Annotated in this window: 17 protein-coding genes; 15 read left to right on the forward strand and 2 right to left on the reverse strand. The window is 70.4% G+C overall.

All coding sequences use genetic code 11. The features are described from left to right. The first annotated feature begins 57 nt into the window (after positions 1-57). The 8 genes from BLT28_RS12075 (at position 58) to BLT28_RS12110 (ending at position 7,162) form a co-directional block, all read left to right on the forward strand. Positions 58-522 (forward strand): (2Fe-2S)-binding protein, encoded by a 465-nt coding sequence (locus BLT28_RS12075; protein WP_030430664.1) that lies wholly within the window; start codon positions 58-60, stop codon positions 520-522. Then, entirely contained in the window at positions 519-1,493 is a 975-nt protein-coding gene (locus BLT28_RS12080; RefSeq protein WP_030430663.1) for an FAD binding domain-containing protein, read from the forward strand. The genes BLT28_RS12075 and BLT28_RS12080 overlap by 4 nt, the downstream gene beginning before the upstream one ends. Beyond that, positions 1,490-3,631: a xanthine dehydrogenase family protein molybdopterin-binding subunit gene (locus BLT28_RS12085; protein ID WP_030430662.1), complete on the forward strand. Its 2,142-nt coding sequence runs from the start codon at positions 1,490-1,492 to the stop codon at positions 3,629-3,631. Before BLT28_RS12080 ends, BLT28_RS12085 begins: the two co-directional genes overlap by 4 nt. Further along, complete coding sequence (locus BLT28_RS12090; protein WP_030430661.1) at positions 3,631-4,629, forward strand: XdhC family protein; 999 nt, start codon at positions 3,631-3,633, stop codon at positions 4,627-4,629. Before BLT28_RS12085 ends, BLT28_RS12090 begins: the two co-directional genes overlap by 1 nt. A gap of 80 nt (positions 4,630-4,709) precedes the next feature. Continuing rightward, positions 4,710-5,201, forward strand: coding sequence for a hemerythrin domain-containing protein (locus BLT28_RS12095; protein ID WP_063766610.1), 492 nt, complete (start codon positions 4,710-4,712; stop codon positions 5,199-5,201). A 10-nt stretch (positions 5,202-5,211) separates the two neighbouring features. Continuing rightward, positions 5,212-6,018, forward strand: a complete 807-nt coding sequence (locus BLT28_RS12100; protein WP_030430659.1) for a hypothetical protein — start codon at positions 5,212-5,214, stop codon at positions 6,016-6,018. A 4-nt stretch (positions 6,019-6,022) separates the two neighbouring features. Further along, positions 6,023-6,844: a class I SAM-dependent methyltransferase gene (locus BLT28_RS12105; RefSeq protein ID WP_030430658.1), complete on the forward strand. Its 822-nt coding sequence runs from the start codon at positions 6,023-6,025 to the stop codon at positions 6,842-6,844. Between the two features lie 63 nt (positions 6,845-6,907). Then, on the forward strand, positions 6,908-7,162 hold the full coding sequence (locus tag BLT28_RS12110) for a GlsB/YeaQ/YmgE family stress response membrane protein (RefSeq protein WP_030430657.1): 255 nt from the start codon (positions 6,908-6,910) through the stop codon (positions 7,160-7,162). A gap of 51 nt (positions 7,163-7,213) precedes the next feature. On the opposite strand, the gene BLT28_RS12115 is transcribed toward BLT28_RS12110, so the two are convergent. Continuing rightward, complete coding sequence (locus BLT28_RS12115; RefSeq protein WP_030430656.1) at positions 7,214-8,143, reverse strand: zinc-binding dehydrogenase; 930 nt, start codon at positions 8,141-8,143, stop codon at positions 7,214-7,216. A 636-nt stretch (positions 8,144-8,779) separates the two neighbouring features. Here BLT28_RS12115 and BLT28_RS12120 point away from each other — a divergent pair. The 7 genes from BLT28_RS12120 to BLT28_RS12145 all read left to right on the forward strand — a co-directional run bounded on the left by BLT28_RS12120 (position 8,780) and on the right by BLT28_RS12145 (position 15,123). Then, positions 8,780-9,049, forward strand: a complete 270-nt coding sequence (locus BLT28_RS12120) for an AMED_5909 family protein (protein WP_231950764.1) — start codon at positions 8,780-8,782, stop codon at positions 9,047-9,049. Between the two features lie 83 nt (positions 9,050-9,132). Beyond that, positions 9,133-9,531 (forward strand): GNAT family N-acetyltransferase, encoded by a 399-nt coding sequence (locus BLT28_RS12125; protein ID WP_030430654.1) that lies wholly within the window; start codon positions 9,133-9,135, stop codon positions 9,529-9,531. After that, on the forward strand, positions 9,528-9,761 hold the full coding sequence (locus BLT28_RS40050; protein ID WP_156051126.1) for a hypothetical protein: 234 nt from the start codon (positions 9,528-9,530) through the stop codon (positions 9,759-9,761). The genes BLT28_RS12125 and BLT28_RS40050 overlap by 4 nt, the downstream gene beginning before the upstream one ends. 273 nt (positions 9,762-10,034) lie before the next feature. Then, positions 10,035-10,550 (forward strand): RICIN domain-containing protein, encoded by a 516-nt coding sequence (locus tag BLT28_RS12130; protein ID WP_162184871.1) that lies wholly within the window; start codon positions 10,035-10,037, stop codon positions 10,548-10,550. 186 nt (positions 10,551-10,736) lie between these two features. Further along, complete coding sequence (locus BLT28_RS12135; RefSeq protein ID WP_030430652.1) at positions 10,737-11,651, forward strand: MBL fold metallo-hydrolase; 915 nt, start codon at positions 10,737-10,739, stop codon at positions 11,649-11,651. After that, positions 11,648-14,197 (forward strand): helix-turn-helix transcriptional regulator, encoded by a 2,550-nt coding sequence (locus BLT28_RS12140; RefSeq protein WP_030430651.1) that lies wholly within the window; start codon positions 11,648-11,650, stop codon positions 14,195-14,197. Before BLT28_RS12135 ends, BLT28_RS12140 begins: the two co-directional genes overlap by 4 nt. Before the next feature lie 53 nt (positions 14,198-14,250). Beyond that, the gene (locus BLT28_RS12145; protein WP_030430650.1) at positions 14,251-15,123 is read left to right on the forward strand and encodes an alpha/beta fold hydrolase; all 873 of its coding nucleotides are present in this window, start codon (positions 14,251-14,253) and stop codon (positions 15,121-15,123) included. A gap of 3 nt (positions 15,124-15,126) precedes the next feature. Here BLT28_RS12145 and BLT28_RS12150 read toward each other — a convergent pair whose 3' ends face one another. Continuing rightward, positions 15,127-16,392 carry an alpha/beta hydrolase family protein gene (locus BLT28_RS12150; protein ID WP_030430649.1) on the reverse strand — a complete coding sequence of 422 codons (1,266 nt, stop codon included), beginning with the start codon at positions 16,390-16,392 and terminating at the stop codon, positions 15,127-15,129. Between the last annotated feature and the right edge of the window lie 63 nt (positions 16,393-16,455).

The raw sequence follows: 16,455 nt of genomic DNA on the forward strand, positions 1-16,455 counted from the left end.
AGTTAAGAGAACGCCGTACTCTTGTTAAGAGAACGCCGTGCTGTTAACTTGGCCGCCATGGGCGAGACGAAGATGCGGGTGAACGGCGAGCCCGTGGTGCTGGACGTTCCACCGCAGGTCAGCCTGCTCGACGGGCTCCGCGACCGACTGGGCCTGACCGGCCCGAAAAAGGGCTGCGACCAGGGCGCGTGCGGAGCGTGCACGGTGCTGGTGGACGGCGCGCGCATCGTCTCCTGCCTGGCGCTGGCCGTGCAGTACGAGGGCCGCGAGATCACCACGATCGAGGGAGTCGCGAGCCTGCCTGAGGGCGCCGCGCTCCAGCGCGAGTTCATCCGGCGCGACGGGTTCCAGTGCGGTTTCTGCACCTCGGGCCAGATCTGCTCGGCGATCGGCATGCTCGCCGAGCGCGACTCCGACGTGCCGCCGACCCGCGACGAGATCCGCGAGGGCATGAGCGGCAACCTGTGCCGCTGCGGCGCCTACAACGGCATCGTCGACGCCATCGAGGAAGTGGCGAGATGAGGACCTTCTCCTACGTCCGCGCGGACGACGTGGACGCGGCGCTGCGAGCGATCATCGAGGAGCCCAACGCGAAGTTCCTCGGCGGTGGCACGAACCTGGTCGACCTGATGCGCGAGGGCGTCGAGCGGCCGGACACCGTCGTCGACATCACGCGTCTGCCCCTCGCCGAGGTCGAGGAGCTGCCCGACGGCGGTGTGCGGATCGGCGCGCTGATGCGCAACAGCCACCTCGCCGCGCACCCGACGATCCGCTCGCGGTATCCCGTTCTGTCGCAGGCGGTGCTGTCCGGCGCCTCGGGACAACTGCGGAACATGGCCACTGTCGCCGGGAACCTCATGCAGCGCACGCGCTGCCTCTACTTCTACGACGACGCGGCGGCCTGCAACAAGCGCGAGCCCGGCAGCGGATGCGCCGCGATCGGCGGATTCTCGCGCAACCACGCCATCCTCGGGGCCTCTTCGAGTTGCGCCGCGACCCATCCGTCCGACCTGTGCGTCGCCCTCGCGGCGCTGGACGCGGTCGTCGAGATCCGGAGCGCGCACGGCACGCGCCGGGTCCCGCTCGTCGACTTCCACCGGCAGCCCGGGAACATGCCGGAGATCGAGACGGCACTCGCCGACGCTGAGTTGATCACCGCCGTGGAGCTTCCCCCACCGCCTCCGGGCGTCTCGCAGTACCGCAAGGTCCGCGACCGCGCTTCGTACGCTTTCGCACTGGTTTCCGTTGCGGCGGCTCTGGCAGTCCATGACGGTGTGGTGTCGTCGATCCGGCTCGCGTTGGGCGGGGTCGGCACGAAGCCTTGGCGCGCTCACAAGGCGGAGAGCGCACTGTCGGGCGCTCCCGCCACGACAGAGAGCTTCCGCTCGGCAGCGCGCGCTGAACTCGCGGACGCAGTCGCCTTGCCGCACAACGAGTTCAAGATTCGCTTGGCGGAGAGCACGATCGTCGCAGTGCTGCGAGGGATGTCATGACAGCGATCGGCCAGGCTTTCGACCGCGTCGACGGGGTCATCAAGACCACCGGCGCCGCCACGTTCTCCGGTGATCAGCTCTACCCTGACCTGGCGCACGCAGCCCTCACGCACGCGTCCATCGCGCGGGGCCGGATCACCGAGATCGACACGACGGACGCGACGCGGGTGCCCGGAGTGCTCGCGGTGATCACCCACCGCAACGCGCCGAAGATGAAGCTGCCTTCGACCGGCCTCATGCCACCGGTCGCCGGAACCACCGTGAGCTGCCTCAACACCGATGAGGTGCACTGGGACGGCCAGCCCGTCGCCGTGGTCGTCGCGGAAACCCAGGAGGCGGCCCGCGAAGCCGCCGCGCGCGTTCGCGTCTCGTACTCACCCCTTCCCGCCGCTGTGGACTTCTCGGCCGCGGAAGCGAAGCCGCAGAAGAACTCGATGCTCCAGGCGGGCTCGGCGAGCAAGGGCGACGCGCTTGCCGCTCTGGAAAGCGCACCGGTCTCGGTGGACCGGGAGTTCACCACGCCTCCGCACAACCACAACGCGATCGAGCCGCACACCACCACCGCGGTGTGGGACGGCGACCGCTTGACCGTGCACGAGCCGACGCAGAGCATCAACGGCGTCCGCCGCACCCTCTCCGCCGCCTTCGGGGTGTCGGTCGACCAGATCCGCGTTGTCTGCGAGCACGTCGGCGGCGGGTTCGGCGGGAAGGGCCTCGTGTGGCCCGGCACGATCCTGGCCGTGCTCGCGGCGCGGGTGACCGGTCGGCCGGTGCGGCTGGTGCTGTCCCGGGAGGGCGTCTACCGCACGGTCGGCGGGCGAACTCCGTCCGTCCAGCGCGTCGCGATCGGCGCGGACCGCGACGGCCGCATGACCTCGCTGATCCACACGTCGGTGACCCGTGTCGGGCGCAGCGGTGGAAACCCCGAGGGCGTGACGATCCAGTCCAGTCACCTCTACGACGCGCAGAACATCCTGTTGCGGCAGAACGTCGCCGAACTCGACCTGCTGGCCAACACGTTCATGCGGGCGCCGGGCGAGGCCATCGGCACGTTCGCACTGGAGTCCGCTGTGGACGAGCTTGCGCACGAGCTCGGCATGGACCCGATCGAGCTGCGCATGCGCAACGAGCCGACTCGCGACCCGATCGGCGACAAGCCGTTCACCCGGCGGAACCTGCGCGCCGCCTACGAACTCGGCGCGAAGGAGTTCGGGTGGGAGCAGCGCGCTCCACAGCCCCGGTCGATGCGTGACGGGCAGTGGCTGGTTGGTTGGGGCGTGGCGACCGCGTTCCACCCGCCGGTCCATCTGGTCGCCAACGCGAGCTTGCGCTTCAGCGCGGACGGAACCGCGTTGCTGCGCTGCGGTTTCCACGAGATGGGGATGGGCGCCGCGACCGCGCAGGCGCAGATCACCGCGGACGCGCTCGGGATCCCCTTCGAGGCCGTCCGCGTCGAGCACGGCGATTCCCGCCTGCCCGCTGGTCCGATGGCGGGTGGCTCCAACCAGACCGGGAGCGTTGCCGCCGCCGTCCACACCCTCGCACCGAAGCTGCGCCGCGCGCTCGGCGGGGAGATCTCCGTGGAAGCCCTGGCCCGCAAGGGAAAGCCGTACGTCGAGGTGTCGATCGGCGCGGACTCGCCGCTCGGCAGGGCGACCGGCCAGGCCCGGCTGATGTCGAGGTTCCTGCGCGACAGGCGGAAGGGGGTGCGCGCAGTCACGGGAGCGCAGTTCTGCGAGGTCCGGGTCGACGCGGACACCGGCGAGATCCGCGTCTCGCGCTGGGTCGGCGCCTTCGACTGCGGCACCGTGATCAACCCGAAGACCGCGGCCAGCCAGCTCCGCGGCGGCATCGTCCTGGGCATCGGCACCGCGCTGTCGGAGGAGACCCTGGTCGACCCGCGCACCGGGCGGATCATGAACCCGAGCCTCGCCGAGTACCACGTCCCGGTGCACGCGGACATTCCGCGGATCGACGTGCACTGGCTCGACGAGCCCGATCCCACGATGCCCGCCGGCCTGCTCGGTGTCGGCGAGGTCGGGGTGACCGGGGCCGCGGCAGCCGTGGCCAACGCGGTCTTCCACGCCACCGGCAAGCGCGTCCGCGACCTGCCGATCACCCTCGACAAGGTGGTGTGATGCTGGAGATCGCCGAGGAGCTGCGCGCGTGGTCGGACGCGGGCCGGACGTTCGCCGTGGCCACCGTCATCGGCGTCTCCGGCAGCGCGCCCCGTCCGATCGGCGCGTCCATGGCGGTGTCCGCTGACGGCGCGGTGATCGGGAACGTCTCCGGTGGCTGCGTGGACGGCGCCGTCTACGAGCTGTGCCGCGAGGCGATCCGGACGGGCGAGTCCAGCACGCACAGGTTCGGCTATTCGGACGAGTCCGCGTTCGCCGTGGGTTTGAGCTGCGGCGGCGTGATCGAGGTCTTCGTCCAGCCCGCACCGGTGATCCCTCCGTCCGGCGCCACCGTGGCGCGGAGCTTCACCGGCCGGACCATGCTGGTGCACAACGGAAAGGTGGAGGGCACGGTCGGTTCTCTGGACGCGGCCGTGCTCTCCTCGACCGAGACGACCGTGCTGCCCGGTGTGCTGGTCGAGGTCCCCGCACCGCCTCCGCGCATGCTGATCTTCGGGGCGCTCGACTTCGCCGCCGCGCTCACCACCGTCGGCACGTTCCTGGGCTACCGCGTCACCGTGTGCGACGCGCGACCGGTTTTCGCGACTCCGGAGCGGTTTCCGGGCGCGGAGGTGGTCGTGGACTGGCCGCACCGCTACCTCGAACAGACCACTGTGGACGATCGAACGGCGATCTGCGTGCTCACCCACGACTCGAAGTTCGACATCCCCGTGCTGACGCGGGCACTGCGCATACCGGTCGGCTACGTCGGTGCGATGGGCTCGCGCCGCACGCACGCCGAGCGGCTGGAGTTGTTGCGGGGCAACGGTGTCACACCCGAGGAGCTGGCCAGGCTGCGCTCGCCCATCGGGCTCGACATCGGCGGGCTCACCCCGGAGGAGACCGCGCTGTCCATCGCCGCGGAGATCGTCGCGTGCCGCCGCAACGGCTCCGGGCGCCCGCTGTCGGCGGTCTGTGGCCCGATCCACACGCGTCTTGACGCGATGACCGGAAGCTGATCTGATCCCCGGCAGCGTCGCGTGCACCCGGCAAAGAGACCGTCGTGGGCATGGAGGCGCCGGATCATGGGACTTCGACCATGGACGAACGCCTCCGGGCCTTCGGAACGCAACTGATCATCGTGCACGACTGGCTCCGCAAGGAGCTTTCCCGCCTCCGCGAGGACATGGACGCCTACCTCGACGGCAGGGGCGGACGACCCAGGGACCTGCTGGCGCACTGCATGACCTTCTGCACCGCGCTGAGCAGGCACCACACCGGCGAGGACACCCACGCCTTCCCCGCGCTGGCCGAGCAGTTCCCCGAGCTCGCGCCCACGCTGGAGAAGCTGCGGGAGGACCACCACCTGGTCACCGGCATCCTCGGCAAGCTCGAATCCCTGGTCGCCGGGGCCGATCCCGCCGACGCCGAGCGCGTGCGGTCCGAACTGGACGGTCTCGCGGCGATCATGGAGTCGCACTTCAGCTACGAGGAGCGGCGCATCGTGACCGCGCTCAACGAGCTGGCGCACGGCTACGACGGCACCGGGTTGGACCTGACGGCGCTCGCCGCACCCCGGAGATCAACCTAGACTCTCGCCCATGCTGGTGGCGGTGCAGCACTCCGAGGGCGCGCGCGGTGACGGCCTGGCCGGGGCCGAGGCCAAGGTCGCGCAGTGGATGCGGACCTGGACCGGTGACTTCGGCCTGCCGGGCATCGCGGTGTTCAACGCCGCGACGCCGATCGGCATGGCCGACGCGCTGGTGCTCTCGCCGTACGGGTGCCTGGTGCTGGAGATCGACGGCTTCACCCGTCGGCAGGACGGCGCGCTGCGCGCTCCGGCAGAGGGCGCGTGGGAGGTCGACGGGCAGCCCGCCGCGCTGCACTCGACCAACCTGATCGAGGAGGTCCGCGCCAACGTCACCGCCGTGCGCTCCGCGCTGAACGCCGCCGGGATCACCACCGGCGCCGTGCCCGGTCTCGTGGTCCTGTTGCCGACCCCCGGATCGGAGATCGAGCTGGCGTCCGAGCCCTCCGGCGACATCCAGGTCGTCCTCGCGCCGCACCAGAAGCCGCTGCGCCGGTACTTCCACACGCTGTGCAAGAGCGAGAAGGTCTGGGACGCCAACACCGTCGCCGCCGCGGCGCGGGCGCTGAAGCTGACCGAGCAGGTGCCCGGCGTCCTCGACCTCTACCAGCACGGCATCCCCGAGACGATCTACGCCGCCCCAGCTGCTCCTGAGGCCGCTCCCCCGCCGCCACCCGTTCGCCAGGCTCCCCCGGCCCCGGCTCCCCCTCCTGCGAAACGCAGCGGCAGCACCCGCCTGGTGCTCATGGTGATCCTCGGCGCGCTGGTGCTCGCGGGCCTGATTTGGTTGGTGGGCACCGTGTACGACGTGTTCCACTGACCGCATGACCACTGTTGTCGAGGCCCTTGCGGCCTGGCGGGACGGAGACCGGGACACCGCGCGTGCGCTTGCCACGGCGGCGGGAACGCGGCTCGGCGACGAACTCGCAGAACACTGGAAGAGCGAGGCCGACGGCCGCGTCTACGACCAGCCCGCCGCGTTCCGCGCGTTCGTCCGCGGTGGCGGCAACGTCGAGCTGTACTCGCGCCTGAGCACGGCCCTCGCTTCGACCTACGACGCCGTCCGGCCTTCGTCGCTGCTCGACATCGGCTGCGGTGACGGCCTCGCCATCGCTCCGGCGCTTTCGCAGGCGGCCCACCGTCCCGCGCGCGTCGACCTCGTCGAACCCTCCGCCGCCCTGCTCGACCTCGCCCGGGAACGCGTCCCCGGCGCGCACACGTGGCAGTCGACCGCGCAGGAGTTCACCGCGCGCCTGTCCGCTGAGCGCTGGGAGGTCGCGGAGGCCACTTTCTCGCTGCACACCTTGGGACCCGCCGAACGCCTGTCCGTGCTGCGCAGGCTGCGCCCGCACGTCGATCGCCTCGTCCTGGCCGAGTTCGACGTGCCCGCGGAGTCCGCTGACCTCGCGTGGCTCGTCTCCCGCTACGAGCTCGGCGTCGCGGAGTACTCAGATTCCCTTGTCGCACAGGGGTTCCTGCTGCCCGTCCTGCTCGGCCAGATCGTCCGCGGTGCCGTTCGCTCGACCTGGGAACAGCCCGCGTCCGCGTGGCGCGACCAGCTCACCGCCGCCGGCTTCGCGCAGGTCGACGTTATGCCCCTGATGTCGTACTGGTGGTCTCCCGCGACGCTGATCACCGCATACTGAGCGAACGGGCCCGGTGTCGATCTCCGCGCTAGGCTCGGCCTCACCACGAGCAAGGAGGCTCACATGATCGGGTTCATCGTCGCGGGACTCATCATCGGCGCACTCGCCCGGCTGATCAAGCCCGGCAAGCAACAGCTCAGCATTCTCGCCACACTGCTGCTCGGCCTGGTCGGCTCGGTGATCGGTGGCACGATCGCCAACCTGCTCGGCACCGGGGACATCTGGGAACTGAACACCCTCGGCTTCATCCTCGCCGTCATCGCCTCCGTCGCTCTCATCGGCGTCGCCGAGGGCATCGCCCAGTCGCGCAAGCACTAGAGCCGTCCGGTGCTCATAGCGGGACTTCCTCCCGCTATGAGCACCACGACCTCAGACCACCAGAAGCGTCTTCCCCAGCACCGCGCGAGCGTCGATCGCCGCGTGCGCCTTCGCCGCCTCCGCGAGCGGGAAGGTCTGCCCGATCACCGGCCTCATCCGTCCCGCCGCCGCTTCCCCCACGGCGCGTTCCGCGAGGCGCACCGCCTGCTCCGGCGTGAACTGCGCCTGCTCGATGCCGCGCACCTCCACCCCCGCCGGCGCTTCTCCCTCCGCGAATCCCCCGCTCGCCGCCCCGTGCGCCGAGAACCAGCGCTTCGTGATCCCCAGCGCCGCCCTGCCGATCTCGCCGCCCGCGCCGTCGAAGACCACGTCCGCTTCCTCGACGCGGTCCACCCACCCCGGCTCCGTGTAGTCCACCACTTCCGCCGCGCCGTGCTCACGCACCAGCTCCAGCTTCTTCTCCCCGCGCGCCGCCCCGATCACCGTCGCCCCCGCCGCACGCGCCAGCTGCACCAGGAGAATCCCCAGGCCCCCCGCCGCGGCCGTGACGAGGACCCGCTCCCCCGGCCTCACCTCCGCGTTGTCGAACACCCCCAGCGCCGTCACCCCGTCGTGCAACAACGCCGCCGCTTCTTCCTTCGCCAGCCCCTCCGGCACCTTCACCAGGTCGCCGACCTTCACCACCACCTGCTCCGCGTAGGCCCCCAGCGCCCTCGCCGCGACCTCCGCCCCCACCCAGGCTTCGGCAACCCCCTCACCGACCGCCCTGACTCGCCCCGCCACCCCGAACCCCGGCACGTACGGCGGCTCGATCCCGAACGCTTCGCTCGCCCACCCCGTCCGCAGCTGCGTGTCCAGGAAGATCACGTCCACTGCGGACACATCGACCAGAACTTCGCCCATCCCCGGCACCGGCTCCGGCACCTCCGCCGCCGCCAACACCTCCGGCCCGCCGAACCCGACCGCCCTGACGACGCGCATCGCCCACTCCTCATCTCGTTGACCGCTGTCCCCCACACCCAACAACCTCAACAAGACTTCAGGTCAAGCCTGATCGCCGTGCCGCACACCGCGCGTTCGACCGTGAGCCCTTCGCACTCGCCAATCGGCTCGCCTTTGTGTTCCACGGCAGACCGAAGGACTGAGCTGGCCCACCACGACCTTGCCCATGTTCTGCCGGTTGACCATCGAGACCGTGGATACGCCGGAGGGGCAAGGACTGATCGCCCACCACGAAGGCAAGCGCCCGCCCGACGTGAACCCGGTTGCCGTCGGGCGTTCGACCGTCTTCGGGTCGACGTCCAGGGCCTTCACCACGGCGTCGAAACATGAACCCGTTGGGCGTTTCGGCCGAAGGCGCCGGCTGTCGAGGTGTTGGGGATCCGGCCGCACTCCCGAGCCTCGGGCAAATGCCGCAATGCTTGTGATCGGCGACCACGGTCCGACGGTGGCTCTCTACCTCGATCCGGTGAATCTACGCACCCAACTTGCACCGATGCCGACAGGACCTAAGGCACTTGCTCGATTCTGCCGAGAGCTGGCGAGGGAAGCGATCGAGCTCGCGGACTACCTTGAGGAAGGTCGTCACGCACTGCGGCACTCACCTGGCTGGAGGCAATGATCATGGCAGCGTCGAGCAAATGGGACTCTGCCTTACGAGTCGGGACGCTTCTGCAGGCGCACGAAGCGGTGCGGCGGCTGCGGCCGGCCCCCGGCGCGCGCCCGGCGATCTGGCGGGAGTACTTCCAGCGATGCGCCGAGGTCTACGAGCACCTGGCCGCGATTGATCACGACCACTACCACGAGGCGCTGTACTGGGCCGGCCGAGAACGGCAGAAGGCCGAGGAAATCGAACTTCCCAAGCAGAGAAACAGGCGGAGCGCCTGACGAAGATCATCACCCGGCAGGGCCCCTGCGACTCCCTCGGAAATCGGTGATCCCCGAGCCGGGGCAAGTGCGAAGCTGGCCGGGTGATCAGTTATGAGTGGCGCGGGAAGTTCGAGAACGCCGAGGTCAACGAGCTGCACGCGGAGGGGTTCGGGGGCCGGGTCCGCGAAGTCGACTGGTGGGGGCAGGTCAACGGGCACAGCCTGGGGTGGGTGTGTGCGCGTCGCGGGAAGCAGCTGGTGGGGTTCGTGAACGTGGCCTGGGACGGCGGGGTGCACGCGTTCGTGCTGGACACATCGGCGGCGAAGAAGGTGCGGCGGCAGGGCGTGGGGACGAAGCTCGTCGCGGTGGCGACCGAGCATGCCAGGAACGCGGGGTGCGAGTGGTTGCACGTGGACTTCGAGGAGCACCTGCGTGAGTTCTACTTCGACAGCTGCGGATTCCGCTCGACCCCAGCGGGGCTGATCAGGTTGGGCCGATGACCGGACGAACACCGAAGCACGTGGCCGAGGACGCCGGTCCGGCGCAGCTCGTTGTGGCACGTGGACTCGATCTCGCCGGGGAAGCGTTCGTCCTCGGGGACCCGGGCCCGTTCGCCGAGCGGTCGCGGAAGAGGCTGGGGCGGTCGAGATCGAGCGTGCGGCGCCGACTGTCCGCCACCGCTGTCGCCCTCGCGGCGGATGCGCGGCCGGGAAGCGAACGGCCAAGGTGAACACACCGATGGGCACATCGCCCGCGTTGGCGTAGTGAATTTCATTGTCCACATCTTCGACGGCGCGAACTCGCGCCCGGAAATAAATCGGAACCGAACAGGCGCCGACCATTTGCACGGCGATCCCCACTCGTTCAGCAGACGATTCACGTGATTGTCTCGATTATGTTCACGGTCGGACAGGCATATGTTGCCCGCAACACCAGTGATGGTCGTTCATCAAGGCGGGCCCCCTGTCCGTTCGCACAGAATCCATTACATGAAAGGGACGTCATGCGAGCACGAACGAAGCTCCTCATGACCGCCACCGCGGTGGCGCTGGTCGCCGGAGCGCCATTAGCGAGCGCCAACAGTGAGATACCCGAGCACGCCCGCCAGGGTGGGCTCATCGAGAACGTGCTGTTCGAGGGGAAGGTTCTGGACGTCGAAGGCGCCAGGACCGAGTCGGGGACACCCGTCGTTCTCTTCGAGGCGCATCGAGGGTTCAACCAGCAGTTCCAGCTCGTGCCCACCCCCATGGGCTACCAGCTCAGGGCAAAGCAGAGCGGCAAGTGCGTCCAACCGGTGACGCCCAGGTACGGAGCCCAGCTCGTCATCGAGGAGTGCGGTTCCGCCCCTGAGAACTTCTGGTTCCCGGAGTGGTCCGAAGGAAACCTCAAGCTCCGCAATCGGACTTTCCCCATGGCCTGCGTGACGGCGCAGGACCCGGCGACGGGCAGACAGAACGTCACCATCGAGTACTGCCGCCCGGCGGACAAGTCCCAGGAGTGGAAGGTGGTGCCGGTGTAATCGCACGGAGCTGCCCGGCCGGTTCGAGCGACTTTGCCGAACCGGCCGGGCGGCCACCGGGAAACCGAACCCTGGCGCAGGCGAAAACCACGCTCGCCCACTCCGCGGAGGACACTTCCGCGGGTCGCGATATCGGCAGAGTCACAGCTGACGAGCGCTTCAGGGATGCGGTGGCAGACTGGCGGCATGGCCCGCCCGAACTACCGCGACCGCCTGACCTCGCCGTTGCCGAGGATCCGCGACCTGGCCCGGATCCTGCGCGAGAACGGGGGGTTCGGCGGGAGCGGGGAGAACGCGGACCTGGTTCCCATCGCCCGCAACGGGCTCCCGGCGGGCACGACGAGCTGGACGTGGGTGGGGCACTCGACGTACCTGGTGCGGCTCAACGGGGTGGCGATCCTCACGGACCCGGTATGGGCGGCGCGGATTCCGGGTGGGACGCGGAGGCTGACGCCGCCGGGGCTGGCGTGGAGCGAACTGCCGAAGATCGATGCGGTGGTGATCAGCCACGACCACTACGACCACCTGGACTCGCCGACGGTCAAGCGGCTGCCGAGGGACACGCCGGTCCTGGTGGGGCTGGGGCTGAAGACCTGGTTCACCAGGCGCGGGTTCCGGAACGTGACGGAGCTGGACTGGTGGGAGTCGGCGACGGTGGCCGGGCTCGAGTTCGACTTCGTGCCGGCGCACCACTGGAGTCGCCGGGGGCCGTTCGACACGTGCGCGACGCTGTGGGGCGGCTGGGTGATCACGGCGCCGGACGGGACCAGGACGTACCACGCGGGCGATTCGGGGTACGGCAAGTGGTTCGCGGAGATCGGTGAGCGCTACCCGGGCATCGGCGTGGCGATGCTGCCGATCGGGGCGTACGAGCCGCGGTGGTTCATGCGGCCGGTGCACATCAACCCCGAAGAAGCAGTCCAAGCGCTGGAAGACCTTGGTGCGCAACAACTCGCGGCGATGCACTGGGGCACGTTCGCGCTCACGAAGGAGCCGATGGACGAGCCGCTGCGCCTGATCAAGAAGGCGTGGGCGGCCGCCGGGCGCGATCCGGCGGACCTGTGGGCGTTGGCAATCGGAGAAACACGAACACTGACATGACACTCATCGGTCGCGAAGCGGAACTGGCCGAGCTCGAAGCGTTCCTGAACGGCGGACAAAGCGCGCTGGCGGTGCTCGGCGAGCCCGGGGCGGGCAAGTCGGCCTTGCTCGGCGAGGTCGCCGAGGACGCGTTGTGGGCGACGGGCGCGGAGCCGGAGTCGGGTCTCGCATTCGCGGCGCTGCACCAACTCCTGCGACCGGTGGCGCACCTCGCGGACGCGCTCCCGGAAGCACAGCGCGACGCGATCAAGGGAGCGCTCGGGCTGGCGGAATCGCGCACGGAGGACCGTTTCCTGGTCTCGGCGGCGGTGCTGTCGTTGCTGATCGAGGCGGCGGAGCCGGACGGGCTGCTGTGCGTGGTCGACGACTTCCAGTGGCTCGACCAGGCATCGGCGGACGCCTTGCTCTTCGCGGCGCGGCGGCTCCGCGGCGAGAAGGTGCGCCTGCTGATCGCGGCGAGGGACACCACCGACGTGAGGCACGCGCTGCGCGGAGTGCGACAGCTGCGCCTCACCGGGCTCGACGAAGCCGACGCGGCACGGCTGCTGACCGCGGCACCGGCGGTGATCGCCGAGATCACGCGCCTGACCAGCGGAAATCCGCTCGCGCTGCACGAGGTCGGCGATCTGCTGACACCGGACCAGCTCGAAGGAAGCGCACCGCTACCCGATCCGTTGCCGATCAAGAACGTCTTCGGGGACCAGATCGCGCGGCTGGACGAGGCCACGAAGCACGTGTTGCTCATCGCCGCGCTCGAAGGGCAAGGCGACCTCGGCGTCGTCCTGCGCGCGGGTGCGGAGCCGACGGCGCTGCACGAGGCCGAGCGAACCGGGCTGATCACCACCGACGGCGCGAAGATCCGCTTCCGCCATCCCCTCGTGCGCTCCGCGGTCGTCACCGAAGCCGGGGCCGCGCAGAAGAGGCAGGTCCACAACGCACTGGCCGACGCGGTGGGCGACGCGGACCGCAAAGCACAGCACCGAGCGGAGGCGGCGCTCGGGCCGGACGAAGACGTCGCGCAAGCACTGACGGAGTCGGCGCGAAGGGCACGGGAGAGGGGCGGCTACGCGGACGCGGCGACCGCGCTGGCCCGAGCCGCCGATCTCACGCCGGCAACGGAAGCCAAGGCGCGGCGGCTGGCCGTGGCGGCGGAATCGGCGTGGTTGGGCGGAAAGCCGGGGCAGGCGCGGAGCCTCCTGACGAGGGCGCGAGCGCTGAACAACACCCCGGAGCTGGAACAGCTGCGTGGGCGGTTCGAGCTGAACTCCGGCGACGCGGCCGAGGCGATGCGGATCTTCCTGGACGCCGCGGGCGATCGGATCGAGCTGCTGGCGGACGCCGCCGAAGCCGCCTCCTACGTCGGGGACACCGCCGTCACGATCGAGGTCGGGCGGCGCGCGGAACCCCTGCCGCCGAGCTTCCTGCGGTCGATGCTCGTGGGTACGGCCGCGCTCCGAGCCGGGGACACCGCCAAGGGAACGGAGATCCTGCGGACCGCCGAGCCCCGGGAGGACGCGAGCGAGCTGCTGTGGGCCGCCGCGGCAGCGAGCCACTTGGGCGAAGGCGATGCCGCGTCCGACTTCGCCGCGCGAGCCGGACGGGTGGCGCGGGTGTCGGGAATGGTGGGCACGCTGCCCGTGGTGCTGGAGTTCGCCGCGACCGCCGAGCGGATGAACGGCAATCTCGCGCACAGCGCGGCGCTCTCCGAGGAGGGCCTCGCCCTCGCCAAAGAGGCGGGATACGTCAACTGTACGGCGTCGCACCTGGCCAATCTCGCGGTGGTGGCGGCGATCCAGGGCCGCGAGGACGACTGCAGGCGCTTCGCCGACGAAGCCCTGATGATCGCGATCCCCCATCGGATCGAGTTGCGCGTGGGCGTGGCGAACTACGCCCTCGCACTGCTGGACCTCGGGCAGGGGCGTTTCCAGGAAGCGCACGACCGGCTCACCGCGATGACCACGGGCCACCCGGTCACCGTCTGGGGCTCCACCGCGGACCGGGTCGAAGCCGCCGTGGCGAGCGGGAACCTCGACGCTGCGAGGAAAAGCGTCGAGTTCCTGAAGCAGTGGTCGGTGAACGCGACGACAACGCGCGCGAAGGCGCTCGTGGCTCGCTGCCGCGCGCTGGTGGAGGACGACGCGGTACCGCTCTACGAACAGGCACTGACCACGGACTCCGAGTACGACCGCGCGCGGACGGCGCTCCTGCTCGGCGAACGCCTCAGAAGAGATCGCAAGGTCAGCGAGGCCAGGCCGCATCTGCGGACGGCCGCGGAGATCTTCGGCAGGCTCGGCGCGCGGCCCTGGGAGCAACGCGCGCTGGGCGAGCTGCGCGCGGCGGGAGAGGCGCGTCAGCGAACGGAAGCCGCCGAGCTGACGCCGCAGGAGCTGCGGATCGCCCAGCTCGTGGCCGAGGGCGTGTCCAACAAGGACGTCGCCGCGCGCCTGTTCCTCAGCCCGCGCACGGTCGAGTACCACCTGTACAAGATCTACCCGAAGCTCGGCGTCAGCTCCCGCACCGAACTGGCCCGGGTACTGGGCCAGTGACCACCAGTGGTCCTACTGATGGCACCGGGCGCCGCGGCGGCGAAAGTAGTCGCATGCCAATCATCGAGGTCAACAACGTGGAACTGTGGGTCGAGGAGTTCGGGGACCCGACCCACCCGCCGGTGCTGCTCGTCATGGGGTCGATGTCGCAGGGCCTGCTGTGGCCCGACGAGCTGGTCGGCCGGATCGCCGCGGGTGGACGCCGGGTCATCCGCTACGACCACCGCGACACCGGCCGCTCCAGCGCGCTGGACTTCGACGCCCGGCCCTACACCTGGGCCGACATCCGCGACGACATCGTCGGGCTGCTCGACGCGCTCGGCATCGACCGGGTGCACCTGGTCGGGCACTCGGCGGGCGGGCTGCTCGGCCAGTGGGTCGCGCTGGAGCACCCGGAGCGGATCGCCAGCCTCACCGCGATCGGCTCCTCCCCGCTCGGCGGGCACGAGGGGCACGTGGTGACGCGGGCGCTGACGGGGCAGCCGCAGGAGCCGGGCAGCCTGCCCGAACCGAAGGAGGAGTTCGTCAAGCTGTTCACCTCACCGCCCCCGGAGGACCCGATCGACTTCCAGATCGAGCTGGCCAGGGTCCTGCACGGCTCGGTGCTGCCCTTCGACGCCGACGCGCAGCGGGAGCTGGAGGAACGCCTGCGCGACCGGGACCGCGACCCGGCGACGGTGGCCAACCACCAGCGGGCGTGGGCGGCCGACCCGGACTTCGAGCCGGAGGGCCGCCTCGGCGAGATCACCGCGCCGACGCTGGTGATCGAGGGCAGCGAGGAGCCGGTCAAGCCCGGTCACGGCAGGCTGATCGCCAAGGAGATCCCGGGCGCGGAGTACCTGGAGATCGAGGGCATGGGGCACACGCTCCCGCCCGAGGTGCACGCCGAGCTGGCCGCCGCGGTGCTCGCGCACACGGCGCGGTAGCCGTCAGTCGGTGATGAAGGTGATGTCCGGGTGCAGCGGGGACGGGCCGGTGAACAGGCCCGTGTCCCGCTGCCTCAGGTGGAGGTCGAAGAAGCCCGCGACGTAGGTGCGCTGCGCGGCGATCGAGCGACCGGCGTCGATGGTGCCGACCAGCTGCTCGACCCGCTGCGCGGGCAGGTTCAGCTGTTGGGCGAGCCGGCGGAGAACGACCTGGTAGTCCGTGTAGGCCAGGTGGCCGCTGCGGCCGAGGAGCAGGTCCCGCTTCCAACCGCGCTGGTTGGCCCAGAACTGCGGCCACGAGCGGTCGTGGTCATTGAGGTGGGTGTGCCGGACCAGCTTGCCCGTGGCCGGGTCGATCGCCTCCGAGCCCATCAGCAGGAAGGGGCGGTCCAGGCCGAGCTTGGTGACCTCGCCCGGCAGGTAGGGCTGCCCCATCAGCTCGCCGAACCCGTAGGCCATGGAGCCGTCGAGGTTGACGCCCGCGTCCACGCGCCGGTCGTGCACCATCGTCTCGCCGCCGGTGAAACCGCCGTAGGAGTGCCCGAAGACGCCGATCCTGCCGAGGTCGAGGGCGCCGCCGAGGCCACGGGGCAGCGGCCGGGACTCCGCGTCCGGGTTGGCGCCCGCCGCCAGTCGCACGAGGCTGTCCAGCACGAAGCGGGTGTCGGCGACCCGGACGTCGAGGATCTTCTTCATCGTGACCGGCTCGATCTCCAGGTGCGCCGGCACCTCGACCCGCCCGCCGGGGAACTCGACGTTGGTCTCGAAGGTGTGGTCGATGCCGACCACGACGTAGCCACGGCTCGCCAGGTCTTCCACGATCGCGGTCTGCGCGGAGCGCGGGAACCCGAGACCGGGCGTGTAGAGCACGACCGGATGCCTGCCGTGCTCGGCCGGTGCGCCCGAACGCGCATGCGCCAGCACACCCGTCCAGTCGACGGAGTCCTTGGGAATGCCCAATCCCGCGCCGAACCCGTCCTGCACCGCGGCGAGGCCGGAGCTGATCCACGGCGCTCGGGGGAACCGGCCCGCCTCCCGCGCGGGATACCGGACGCTGACCATCAGCTCACGCGCGCGTTCGGGCTTCCAGGGGTCCTTCCGGCTCGCGTCGACGAGGTGCAGTTCGGTGGCCCCCACGTCGTGCCGACCGGTCGGGGCCGGGAGGTGGAAGGTGGCTTTCGCCTGCGGGGCGGCCGACGCGACCGGGGCAGGCGCCGCGACCAGGGCCAGGGCCGCCCCCGCGGCGGCGAGAAGGCCGAACGGGACCACCGGATCTCCTCACGCTGTCGGAAAGATCCGGCCATCCTCACAGTCCCGCGCCGGCGTTCACCA

Origin of the sequence: Allokutzneria albata (assembly GCF_900103775.1) — a bacterium.
GTDB classification, from domain to species: Bacteria; Actinomycetota; Actinomycetes; order Mycobacteriales; family Pseudonocardiaceae; genus Allokutzneria; species Allokutzneria albata.

What these genes read in the sequence shown, in the direction of transcription:
- BLT28_RS12110 (WP_030430657.1), top strand. Translation starts at nt 6,908, where the DNA reads ATGATCGGGTTCATCGTCGCGGGACTCATCATCGGCGCACTCGCCCGG.
- BLT28_RS12105 (WP_030430658.1), top strand. Translation starts at nt 6,023, where the DNA reads ATGACCACTGTTGTCGAGGCCCTTGCGGCCTGGCGGGACGGAGACCGG.
- BLT28_RS12095 (WP_063766610.1), top strand. Translation starts at nt 4,710, where the DNA reads ATGGACGAACGCCTCCGGGCCTTCGGAACGCAACTGATCATCGTGCAC.
- BLT28_RS12140 (WP_030430651.1), top strand. Translation starts at nt 11,648, where the DNA reads ATGACACTCATCGGTCGCGAAGCGGAACTGGCCGAGCTCGAAGCGTTC.
- BLT28_RS12115 (WP_030430656.1), bottom strand. Translation starts at nt 8,143, where the DNA reads ATGCGCGTCGTCAGGGCGGTCGGGTTCGGCGGGCCGGAGGTGTTGGCG.
- BLT28_RS40050 (WP_156051126.1), top strand. Translation starts at nt 9,528, where the DNA reads ATGACCGGACGAACACCGAAGCACGTGGCCGAGGACGCCGGTCCGGCG.
- BLT28_RS12100 (WP_030430659.1), top strand. Translation starts at nt 5,212, where the DNA reads ATGCTGGTGGCGGTGCAGCACTCCGAGGGCGCGCGCGGTGACGGCCTG.
- BLT28_RS12075 (WP_030430664.1), top strand. Translation starts at nt 58, where the DNA reads ATGGGCGAGACGAAGATGCGGGTGAACGGCGAGCCCGTGGTGCTGGAC.
- BLT28_RS12090 (WP_030430661.1), top strand. Translation starts at nt 3,631, where the DNA reads ATGCTGGAGATCGCCGAGGAGCTGCGCGCGTGGTCGGACGCGGGCCGG.
- BLT28_RS12145 (WP_030430650.1), top strand. Translation starts at nt 14,251, where the DNA reads ATGCCAATCATCGAGGTCAACAACGTGGAACTGTGGGTCGAGGAGTTC.
- BLT28_RS12120 (WP_231950764.1), top strand. Translation starts at nt 8,780, where the DNA reads ATGATCATGGCAGCGTCGAGCAAATGGGACTCTGCCTTACGAGTCGGG.
- BLT28_RS12130 (WP_162184871.1), top strand. Translation starts at nt 10,035, where the DNA reads ATGCGAGCACGAACGAAGCTCCTCATGACCGCCACCGCGGTGGCGCTG.
- BLT28_RS12135 (WP_030430652.1), top strand. Translation starts at nt 10,737, where the DNA reads ATGGCCCGCCCGAACTACCGCGACCGCCTGACCTCGCCGTTGCCGAGG.
- BLT28_RS12080 (WP_030430663.1), top strand. Translation starts at nt 519, where the DNA reads ATGAGGACCTTCTCCTACGTCCGCGCGGACGACGTGGACGCGGCGCTG.
- BLT28_RS12085 (WP_030430662.1), top strand. Translation starts at nt 1,490, where the DNA reads ATGACAGCGATCGGCCAGGCTTTCGACCGCGTCGACGGGGTCATCAAG.